At 47.4% G+C, this 11346-nt stretch carries 8 protein-coding genes and 1 tRNA gene; 6 read left to right on the top strand and 3 right to left on the bottom strand.

Features of this window, described 5'->3' with window-relative positions; all coding sequences use genetic code 11:
• Window positions 1-56: 56 nt before the first annotated feature.
• Window positions 57-1463 carry a winged helix-turn-helix domain-containing protein gene (locus tag EQY_RS0104435; RefSeq protein ID WP_000362639.1) on the top strand — a complete coding sequence of 469 codons (1407 nt, stop codon included), beginning with the start codon at window positions 57-59 and terminating at the stop codon, window positions 1461-1463.
• Between the two features lie 181 nt (window positions 1464-1644).
• Here the strand turns inward: EQY_RS0104435 and EQY_RS0104430 are convergent.
• Together EQY_RS0104430 and actS are read right to left on the bottom strand one after the other, a co-directional pair.
• A tRNA-Gly gene (locus tag EQY_RS0104430) sits at window positions 1645-1718 on the bottom strand.
• A 78-nt stretch (window positions 1719-1796) separates the two neighbouring features.
• A complete protein-coding gene (gene actS / locus EQY_RS0104425; RefSeq protein ID WP_010347985.1) occupies window positions 1797-2552 on the bottom strand; it encodes an amidase activator ActS in 756 nt (251 codons plus the stop codon).
• A 389-nt stretch (window positions 2553-2941) separates the two neighbouring features.
• On the opposite strand from actS, the gene xdhA reads away from it, so the two are divergent.
• The 3 genes from xdhA to xdhC are packed head-to-tail and all read left to right on the top strand — an operon-like array spanning window position 2942 to window position 6604.
• Window positions 2942-5239: a xanthine dehydrogenase molybdenum-binding subunit XdhA gene (gene xdhA, locus EQY_RS0104420; protein WP_000388093.1), complete on the top strand. Its 2298-nt coding sequence runs from the start codon at window positions 2942-2944 to the stop codon at window positions 5237-5239.
• Between the two features lie 10 nt (window positions 5240-5249).
• Window positions 5250-6128: a xanthine dehydrogenase FAD-binding subunit XdhB gene (gene xdhB, locus EQY_RS0104415; RefSeq protein ID WP_000459212.1), complete on the top strand. Its 879-nt coding sequence runs from the start codon at window positions 5250-5252 to the stop codon at window positions 6126-6128.
• Window positions 6125-6604, top strand: coding sequence for a xanthine dehydrogenase iron sulfur-binding subunit XdhC (gene xdhC / locus EQY_RS0104410; protein WP_001016617.1), 480 nt, complete (start codon window positions 6125-6127; stop codon window positions 6602-6604). Before xdhB ends, xdhC begins: the two co-directional genes overlap by 4 nt.
• A gap of 39 nt (window positions 6605-6643) precedes the next feature.
• Here xdhC and EQY_RS0104405 read toward each other — a convergent pair whose 3' ends face one another.
• A complete protein-coding gene (locus EQY_RS0104405; RefSeq protein WP_000424615.1) occupies window positions 6644-8422 on the bottom strand; it encodes a sigma 54-interacting transcriptional regulator in 1779 nt (592 codons plus the stop codon).
• 479 nt (window positions 8423-8901) lie between these two features.
• Between EQY_RS0104405 and ygeW the strand changes: the two genes are divergently transcribed.
• Window positions 8902-10089, top strand: a complete 1188-nt coding sequence (ygeW, locus tag EQY_RS0104400) for a knotted carbamoyltransferase YgeW (protein ID WP_000859787.1) — start codon at window positions 8902-8904, stop codon at window positions 10087-10089.
• A 57-nt stretch (window positions 10090-10146) separates the two neighbouring features.
• Window positions 10147-11343 (top strand): diaminopropionate ammonia-lyase, encoded by a 1197-nt coding sequence (dpaL, locus tag EQY_RS0104395; protein WP_000110494.1) that lies wholly within the window; start codon window positions 10147-10149, stop codon window positions 11341-11343.
• Window positions 11344-11346: the final 3 nt, after the last annotated feature.

The following is an 11346-nucleotide window of genomic DNA, read 5'->3' as shown; positions in this document are numbered from 1 at the left end:
TATATTTATTACTAATTCAGGACGCAAATAACCATAAATTTCACAGGGGTTAGCTAATGGATTTAGAAATTAAGTTTTCATATCATTTTTCTGATGGAATAATACTTACAGAAGATGGTATTCTTACAAAAGGGAATGAGCAGTCTTACATACCTCCGAAAGAGCTTGGCGTATTATTTGTATTGCTTGAATCATCTGGCAACGTTGTATCAAAAGATATGATCATCGAGTCCGTGTGGAAAAATGTAATTGTAAGTGACGAATCCCTTACACGGTGTATATATTCATTAAGATGTATTTTTGAACGCATCGGCTATACTCGCTGTATAGAAACCATATACAGAAAAGGGTATCGATTCAGTGGGCAAGTTTTCAAGATAAAAGGGAACCAAAATAATAAAGCAGGTAGTGCTGTTGCTTTATTTCCATTTATAACATCCCACAGTCATCATGATCCATTAAAACTAAATCAGGATCTTGTACAACTTATTTCAAACCAAAAAGATGATGACCTTTACATATACCCACTGGCGGCAACCCAGTATTGTATAGATAATAAATCTCAAACAGCTTTTCTGGCCAGATTCAAACCAGATTATTTTATAACTGGAAGAATTAGCCAACATGGAGCATCAAACAGCTTATATGTAGAGGTGATCGATGCAAAAAGCTTTTATCTTGTTGCCAGCACACATCTGCAAGCGGATGATATACAAAAAGTATCACAATTTATAATCAGTAACTTGAATCTGGCTATGAAGAAACCTAAAGCCGCGCAGGAAATGATCAGTCAACGCGATTCTTTTAATGACAATATTTTATCAAAAGAAATGTCTAACGGAAAAAACGCACTGAATGAGTTCACACCTGAAAGTATTGTCAAAGCAATAACAATATTTGAACACCTGAAAAAAAAATACAATATTCCGTCTCTAATAAATGAGTGTCATTGCCTGTTGGCTGAATGCTATATATCCCTGGCTCTTCATGGTATGAACGAGCATAAAGATGCAACTCAAAAAGCATTAGCATTTATAGATAAGGTGTCAGATAAAACTATTTGTGATGGAAAGATTTTAGGGATCATGGGATTGATAACCGGCCTTTCCGGACAAGCAACGACATCACGTATTTTTTTTGAACATGCGCAGACACAAATATTAGATATCGCCGCCTTATACTATTATCGATCACTGGTAAATATATATAACGATAGAATTGATGATGCAATTGCTTGTATAGACCAAGCACTGTTACTTGAGCCTAATATACATAAAGCTGTAGTAATAAAAAAATGCATTAATGCATATATTTCTGCAACGCAGAATAAAAAATGTACACACGTTTATCAAGGAACAGAGAACGAATGTCATTTGGTTATTATTAATAACATCCAAAAGTTAAAGCAATTGACAAAAACTAACAATAGTATCGATTTTAACAGTCAATATGCAGTAGCTTGAGTCGTGATAATCCTCGACTGGTATAACGAATGCAAACTCGTTTATGACTGCCGATGTCGAGGAGCACTCAAGTTCTACTTATTTTTGATTATTGTTATTTGATTCAGCCATACCTGATGTGAGTACATTAAAAGAATGGAACGTTTCGATAAAAAAGAAAAATAAATGAGGATATAAAAACTGGAGCGGGCGAAGGGAATCGAACCCTCGTATAGAGCTTGGGAAGCTCTCGTTCTACCATTGAACTACGCCCGCTTTGAGATGCGTAAGGCATTATAAACCTTACGCTCTTCTTAGCAAGTGCCTTGCTACTGACTGCTGATTAATTCACCATCAGCACTTTGGTTTGCTGCCCTGTGGCGGCAAGTAGCGCAAAGGATCAATCGCCGTAGCACGGTAACGAATCTGGAAATGTAACCGCACGGATTCAGCATCCGTACTGCCCATCGTCGCTATCTTTTGCCCAGCCTTAACATTTTGCCCATTGTTTACCAGCATCGTGTCGTTATGAGCGTAGGCAGTGATGTAATCTTCACTGTGTTTAATCATGATGAGATTACCGTAGCCACGTAATTGGTTACCGACATACACAACCTTGCCGGCGCCAGCTGCATATATTGGTGTCCCGCGCGCTGCAGCAATATCAATCCCTTTATTGCCGCCATCCGCCATTGAGTAAGGCATGATAACTTTTCCACTCGCTGGCCATATCCAGCAGCGTTGTCCGACGGGTGGCCATGAAGATTTCGGAACCACTGGCGGTGGAGTGACTGACGCTGTTTTCGTCGTTGATTTGGCTGTATTTTTTCTCGAGCTGCGGTTACTTTTTGCCCCACCAAGCTTCAACTTTTGACCAACTTCGATGGTATAGGGTGGAGAAATGCCGTTGAGTCGGGCAAGTTCTTTTACGCTTGTTCCCGTGGTGCGTGAAATACGATAAAGCGTATCCCCCCGTTTCACGGTGTAAACGGAGCCGGAATACGTTCCTGTGTCTGATGATTTGCTACCAGAACAGCCCGCCAGAAGCAGCCCTGCCGATAACAGCATCACGATACCCAGCGTTTTTTTATTCGGGCGTCCTGCGCTCAAAATCTTTCCTCGCTCAAAAAACAAGACGCTATATCATAGCAGCCACCTGTCAGATACCCAATCCATTGCTCGGAAAATGGATGTACAAATCAAGAATTGTGAATGAATCCATTAGGATAGCGATCCCCCATTTACACATCGTCATAACGAAAAAGAGAGCCCCCTGAGTGTCGCCTAATATTCATTTATCACAATGATTTTTATCACACTCATATTGATACACTGCCCTCTCTTGCTTTGCTGATAAAAACGCATCATCCCTGGCGTTTTATTAACAACATCACACTTCCCTCCTCCCACCATGTTTATAGTCGTTTCTGGCGTAATTCTTGCCTGCAAAGACTAAATCATTGCCATAAGAACCAAATGTTCAAATCAAGGGGATTTCTATGGAAGCGCGGGAAGCAACCGCTACAGGTGAATCATGTATGCGCGTAGATGCCATTGCTAAGGTTACCGGGCGGGCACGATATACAGATGATTATGTTATGGCAGGCATGTGTTACGCAAAATATGTACGTAGCCCTATCGCACATGGTTATGCCGTAAATATTAACGATGAAAAAGCCAGAAGCCTGCCGGGCGTACTGGCGATTTTTACCTGGGAAGATGTACCGGATATCCCATTCGCGACGGCAGGACATGCATGGACTCTTGACGAAAATAAACGCGATACCGCCGATCGCGCACTGTTAACCCGCCATGTTCGTCATCATGGTGATGCTGTTGCCATCGTCGTAGCCCGCGATGAGCTCACGGCAGAAAAAGCGGCGCAACTAGTCAGCATCGAGTGGCAAGAATTACCCGTTATCACCACGCCAGAAGCGGCACTGGCAGAAGACGCAGCACCAATCCATAACGGCGGCAATTTACTTAAACAAAGCATGATGTCGACAGGCAATGTCCAGCAAACAATCGATGCGGCAGATTACCAGATCGAGGGGCATTATCAGACACCGGTCATTCAGCATTGCCATATGGAAAGTGTGACCTCTCTGGCATGGATGGAGGATGACTCGCGAATTACCATCGTCTCCAGTACGCAGATCCCGCACATTGTTCGCCGCGTTGTCGGTCAGGCGCTGGATATTCCCTGGTCATGTGTGCGAGTCATCAAACCGTTTGTCGGTGGCGGTTTTGGTAATAAACAGGATGTGCTGGAAGAGCCAATGGCGGCATTCCTGACCAGCAAGCTCGGTGGTATTCCGGTGAAAGTTTCCCTTAGCCGTGAAGAGTGTTTTCTCGCAACCCGAACCCGCCACGCCTTTACCATTGATGGGCAAATGGGCGTGAACCGTGATGGTACGTTGAAAGGTTATAGTCTGGATGTTCTGTCCAACACCGGCGCTTACGCCTCTCACGGTCACTCCATCGCTTCCGCAGGCGGTAATAAAGTCGCTTACCTTTATCCTCGTTGTGCTTACGCTTACAGTTCAAAGACCTGCTATACCAATCTGCCCTCGGCTGGCGCGATGCGCGGTTATGGTGCACCGCAAGTCGTTTTTGCTGTCGAATCAATGCTGGATGACGCCGCTACTGCGCTGGAACTAGACCCAGTAGAAATTCGTTTACGTAATGCCGCTCGTGAAGGCGATGCAAATCCACTCACGGGCAAGCGTATTTACAGCGCCGGATTACCAGAGTGTCTGGAAAAAGGACGAGAAATCTTTGAATGGGAAAAACGCCGTGCAGAGTGCCAGAACCAGCAAGGCAATTTACGGCGAGGCGTTGGCGTTGCCTGTTTTAGCTACACCTCTAACACCTGGCCTGTTGGTGTAGAAATCGCTGGCGCACGCCTGTTGATGAATCAGGATGGAACCATCAACGTGCAAAGCGGTGCGACGGAAATCGGTCAGGGTGCCGACACCGTGTTCTCGCAAATGGTGGCGGAAACCGTGGGTGTCCCGGTCAGCGATGTCCGCGTAATTTCGACACAAGACACCGACGTTACACCCTTCGACCCCGGTGCGTTTGCGTCACGGCAGAGCTATGTTGCCGCGCCAGCGTTGCGCAGTGCGGCGTTGCTGTTGAAAGAGAAAATCATCGCTCACGCCGCAGTCATGCTATATCAGTCAGCGATGAATCTAACCTTGATAAAAGGCCATATCGTGCTGGTTGAAAGACCGGAAGAGCCATTGTTGTCATTAAAAGATCTGGCAATGGATGCGTTTTATCATCCCGAGCGTGGCGGACAGCTTTCTGCAGAAAGCTCCATCAAAACCACCACGAACCCACCAGCGTTTGGCTGTACCTTTGTTGATCTGACGGTCGATATCGCGCTGTGCAAAGTCACTATCAACCGCATCCTCAATGTTCATGATTCGGGGCATATTCTCAATCCGCTGCTGGCAGAAGGCCAGGTACACGGCGGGATGGGAATGGGCATTGGCTGGGCGCTATTTGAAGAGATGATCATCGACGCGAAAAGCGGTGTGGTACGTAACCCAAATCTGCTGGATTACAAAATGCCGACCATGCCAGATCTGCCACAACTGGAAAGCGCGTTCGTCGAAATCAATGAACCGCAATCCGCATACGGACATAAGTCACTGGGTGAGCCTCCGATCATTCCTGTTGCCGCAGCTATTCGTAACGCGGTGAAGATGGCTACCGGTGTTGCAATCAATACACTGCCGCTGACGCCAAAACGGTTATACGAAGAGTTCCATCTGGCAGGATTGATTTGAGGATAACATCATGTTTGATTTTGCTTCTTACCATCGCGCGACCACCATTGCCGATGCCATCAACCTGCTGACCCACAATCCGCAGGCAAAACTGCTCGCCGGTGGCACTGACGTACTGATTCAGCTCCACCATCACAATGACCGTTATCGCCATATTGTTGATATCCACAATCTGGCGGAGCTTCGGGGGATTACGCTGGAGGAAGACGGCGCGCTGCGAATCGGCTCCGCGACGACATTTACTCAGCTCATTGAAGATCCGTTAACCCAGCGTCATCTTCCGGCGTTATGTGCTGCGGCTTCGTCAATTGCCGGGCCACAGATCCGTAATGTCGCTACCTACGGTGGAAATATTTGCAACGGTGCCACCAGCGCAGATTCCGCCACGCCAACGCTGATTTATGAGGCGAAGCTGGAGATCCACTCACCGCGAGGAGTTCGTTTTGTCCCGATAAATGGCTTTCACACCGGGCCGGGCAAAGTATCTCTTGAGCATGACGAAATCCTTGTCGCCTTTCATTTTCCGCCGCAACCGAAAGAACATGCTGGTAGCGCGCATTTTAAATATGCCATGCGCGACGCGATGGATATTTCAACGATTGGCTGCGCCGCACATTGTCGGCTGGATAATGGAAGTTTCAGTGAATTACGCCTGGCATTTGGTGTTGCCGCTCCAACGCCGATTCGCTGCCAACATGCTGAACAGGCAGCACAAAACGCGCCACTGAACCTGCAAACGCTGGAAGCCATCAGCGAGTCTGTCCTGCAAGACGTCGCCCCGCGTTCCTCATGGCGTGCGAGTAAAGAGTTTCGTCTGCATCTTATCCAGACGATGACCAAAAAAGTCATTAGCGAAGCCGTCGCTGCGGCAGGGGGAAAACTGCAATGAACCACAGCGAAACAATTACCATTGAATGCGTCATTAACGGAATGCCTTTTCAGCTCCGCGCCGCGCCGGGTATGCCGCTTTCAGAACTGCTCCGTGAACAAGGATTACTTAGCGTCAAACAAGGATGCTGCGTTGGAGAATGCGGCGCGTGTACTGTGCTGGTTGATGGCACCGCGATAGATAGCTGCTTATACCTTGCCACCTGGGCTGAAGGAAAAGAGATCCGCACACTGGAAGGCGAAGCAAAAGGCGGCAAACTTTCTCATGTACAACAGGCTTATGCGAAATCAGGCGCGGTACAGTGTGGCTTTTGTACGCCCGGGTTGATTATGGCCACCACGGCAATGCTGGCAAAACCACGCGAGAAACCATTAACTATTACGGAAATTCGTCGCGGCCTGGCGGGAAATCTTTGTCGCTGCACCGGTTATCAGATGATTGTGAATACAGTGCTGGACTGCGAGGAAACGAAGTAAAACGAAATCCGGCCTGAATGCAGGCCGGATTTACGGCGGTTACGCGCTTAACAATTCATATTTTTTAATCTTACGATAGAGCGTAGCAATGCCGATGCCCAGTTCATCAGCGACTTGCTTCTTGCTGTTATGACGTGAAAGCGCCTCGCGGATCATCTGTTTTTCCATCTCCTCCAGCGCCGTACCACCAGCATCATCAAGTGCCAAATGTGCTTCGCTGGCTTCTGGGCTCTCACTTTGCTCTGTCACGCCGTTGTTTACCAGATTGGGCGGCAGGAGTGTGCTGTCAATGACTTCACCTGAAGGAACAACGTTGACCAGATATTCCATCAAATTGCTTAGCTCTCGCAGGTTTCCAGGCCAATAATGCTTACGCAGCAACTCAACAACATCAGGAGCAATGCCAGGATAAACCGACCCCAGACGACGGGTATGCAGATGTAAAAAGTAATGCACCAGCAGTTCAATATCTTCCTGACGTTCACGCAAAGGCGGCAACGTTATCGGAATAACATTCAGGCGATAGAAGAGATCCTCACGAAACTTACCTTCAGCAATAAACTGAGCCAAATTCTGGTTAGTTGCAGAAATGATGCGAATGTCGACCTGTATTGGGCTGCTGGCACCAATCGGCAGAATTTCACGCGCCTCAATAGCTCGTAACAATTTTGCCTGCAACATTAATGGCATATCGCCAATTTCATCGAGAAACAGCGTGCCCGTATTCGCCGCCTGAATCAGCCCTGTTTTTCCGTTGGCAGAAGCCCCCGTAAAAGCGCCTTTGACATAACCGAACAGCTCACTTTCCAGAAGCTGCTCCGGGATCGCGGCACAGTTGATAGCAATAAAGGGTTTATTCCGTCTTCCACTCAACTTATGGATTGCACGAGCGACAACTTCTTTACCGGTGCCACTTTCCCCGACCACCATTACGCTGGATGGGCTGGGCGCGATACGGCTAATGAGCCGTTTTAATTGCCGCATAACCCGGCATTCACCCACTAATTGTTCTATATGCGGTTCATCAGAAACGTTCGCCACAGAAAAACTGGTATGTGACTGGTGAAACGCCATCAAAAATAACTGTCGCCCCTGGATGTTATGCAACTGACCAATGATTAATTCACTTTTATCATCCCACGAAACGATATGTTGCATATGTCCATGAGTAAAATTACTCTCAAATGTTAATGGTCTGAAACGAATAGGTTTCCCAACCATATTATTTTGAGCAACACCAAGAGTTTTTAATGCAGTATGGTTAACAAACTGAATACGATTGTCTTCATCAATAACTAACACTCCCTGATCCATATTATCGATCATGGTAGCGAATATTTTACTTATATTATCTCCTGGCCCCTGATCTTCCAGAAGTTTCGAGACAAAAATAGTAGATATATGGCGAACGTAATCTGAAAATTCGCGTAAATTATCACTGATATGTTCTTGTTGCTCATGAGTAACAGCAATCAAACTTATCACTCCGACACAACGATCCTGCAGAATAACGGGCGTGCCCAGGAATGCCTTTTCACGACAATTTTCTTTACTGTCACAACCTTCACAAAGGGGATCGAAGCGAGACTGTGTCACAACCTTTTCGGTTTTGGTTTCCAGGACATAGCGGAGCAAGCGTGAATTACCACTTAGCTGGCGACCAAGAAATTTCCCATATGCGCCAGTTCCAGCGACGCGACACAAGTTTTCATCAACGATCTCAACCTCAAGCTGCAAAACGCTGGCTAGCATTCTGGCAAAACGCTGAATTGTTGGTTGAATTTGCATCAATACTGACTGCGTAGTAACAAGCTCCATAGCTTTACCTTCCAGAATCACTTAAAAGTCGATCATTGAAGACGTTGATGGTTCACAGGTCATGACGATATTAACTCAGACAAATATAGCTTTGCTAAAAACATAGGATTTTTATCACTTTCTAATGAAATTATGGAAGTGATATCACATTTCTATATCAATATGAGAATTACAGGACTGCATTTATCAAACTGACGACAATTCTCCTCTCCCTTATATCTTATTTATGATACTTAGCAGCAAATAAATAACGGCAGAAAAAAAGCCAATCGTTTCCGTATATTTTTATGCTCTATAGTGCAATGTTAATTTGTGATCAGCCCCACATATTATCCGTCAAATTACTCTTTCGCAGCCGCGTGGATAATTCTGGCACACTTATTGTTAGTCCCAGGTATAGCTGTGAAAACACCAATCACTTTGGCAAGTCACAGTGAAATAAACCACTTTGCCTGTCATTCCACTATCGGGACTTTATGATGAAAACTGTTAATGAGCTGATTAAGGATATCAATTCGCTGACCTCTCACCTTCACGAGAAAGATTTTTTGTTAACGTGGGAACAGACGCCAGATGAACTGAAACAAGTACTGGACGTTGCCGCAGCGTTAAAAGCACTGCGTGCTGAAAACATCTCGACCAAAGTCTTTAATAGTGGATTAGGTATTTCCGTATTCCGCGACAACTCTACTCGTACCCGCTTCTCTTATGCTTCCGCGCTTAACCTGCTCGGTCTGGCACAGCAAGACCTTGATGAAGGTAAATCACAAATCGCTCACGGCGAAACCGTTCGCGAAACCGCTAATATGATCTCTTTCTGCGCCGACGCTATCGGTATTCGTGACGATATGTATCTGGGTGCAGGTAACGCCTATATGCGTGAAGTTGGCGCTGCACTTGATGACGGTTACAAACAGGGCGTGCTGCCGCAGCGTCCGGCTTTAGTGAACCTGCAATGCGATATCGACCACCCAACGCAGTCGATGGCTGACCTGGCATGGTTGCGTGAACACTTTGGTTCGCTGGAAAACCTGAAAGGTAAAAAAATCGCCATGACCTGGGCCTATTCACCAAGCTATGGCAAACCGCTCTCTGTACCGCAAGGCATCATCGGTCTGATGACCCGCTTCGGTATGGATGTCACCCTGGCTCATCCGGAAGGTTACGACCTGATCCCGGATGTCGTTGAAGTGGCGAAAAACAATGCTAAAGCATCCGGCGGCAGCTTCCGTCAGGTCACCAGCATGGAAGAAGCGTTTAAAGATGCAGACATCGTTTATCCGAAGTCATGGGCACCTTATAAAGTGATGGAAGAGCGTACTGAACTGCTGCGCGCTAACGATCACGAAGGCCTTAAAGCTCTGGAAAAACAGTGCCTGGCGCAGAACGCGCAACACAAAGACTGGCATTGTACTGAAGAGATGATGGAGCTGACCCGTGATGGCGAAGCCCTGTATATGCACTGCCTGCCGGCCGATATCAGCGGCGTATCCTGTAAAGAAGGTGAAGTCACTGAAGGTGTATTCGAAAAATACCGTATCGCGACCTACAAAGAAGCCAGCTGGAAGCCTTATATCATCGCCGCGATGATCCTGTCCCGTAAATACGCCAAACCGGGTGCACTGCTCGAACAACTGCTGAAAGAAGCGCAAGAACGCGTGAAATAACCCCTCGGGCCGATCGACAGATCGGCTCTCTATTTACAGAGGCCAAAAGGATAGGATATGTCCGTTTTCTCATTGAAGATTGATATCGCCGATAACAAATTTTTCAACGGCGAAACATCACCGCTCTTTTCGCAAAGCCAGGCAAAACTGGCGCGCCAGTTCCATCAGAAGATTGCTGGCTATCGCCCAACACCGCTTTGTGCGCTGGACGATCTCGCAAACCTTTTTGGTGTGAAGAAAATTCTCGTTAAGGACGAATCAAAACGATTCGGTCTGAACGCCTTCAAGATGCTCGGCGGTGCGTATGCCATCGCTCAGTTACTGTGCGAAAAATATCATCTTGATATCGAAACGCTGTCATTTGAACACCTGAAAAATGCTATCGGCGAAAAAATGACCTTTGCGACCACCACCGACGGCAACCACGGTCGCGGTGTCGCATGGGCAGCGCAGCAACTTGGGCAGAATGCGGTGATTTACATGCCGAAAGGCTCCGCTCAGGAACGCGTTGACGCCATTCTGAACCTCGGTGCCGAGTGCATCGTCACAGACATGAACTATGACGACACCGTTCGCCTGACCATGCAACACGCACAGCAGCACGGCTGGGAGGTGGTGCAGGATACCGCCTGGGAAGGCTACACCAAAATCCCAACCTGGATCATGCAGGGCTATGCCACGCTGGCAGATGAAGCCGTCGAGCAAATGCGTGAAATGGGCGTAACCCCAACGCACGTTCTGCTGCAAGCCGGCGTCGGCGCGATGGCTGGTGGTGTGTTGGGTTATCTGGTCGATGTCTACAGCCCGCAAAATCTGCACAGCATTATTGTTGAACCGGACAAAGCTGACTGTATTTATCGCTCTGGCGTCAAAGGCGACATCGTCAACGTTGGCGGCGATATGGCGACGATCATGGCGGGCCTGGCCTGCGGCGAACCTAACCCGCTGGGCTGGGAAATCCTACGTAACTGCGCCACTCAATTCATCTCCTGCCAGGACAGCGTTGCCGCATTAGGTATGCGCGTGCTGGGTAATCCGTATGGCAACGATCCTCGAATCATCTCCGGTGAATCTGGCGCTGTCGGTTTGGGCGTTCTCGCGGCGGTTCATTATCACCCGCAACGACAAAGCCTGATGGAAAAACTGGCGCTGAACAAAGATGCCGTGGTGCTGGTTATCAGCACTGAAGGCGACACCGACGTGAAGCACTACCGCGAAGTTGTCTGGGAAGGCAAACACTCTGTAGCACCTTAATCA

Source organism: Escherichia sp. TW14182 (assembly GCF_000208525.1).
Taxonomy (GTDB): Bacteria; Pseudomonadota; Gammaproteobacteria; order Enterobacterales; family Enterobacteriaceae; genus Escherichia; species Escherichia ruysiae.
This window is presented reverse-complemented; position numbering and strand designations above follow the sequence as displayed.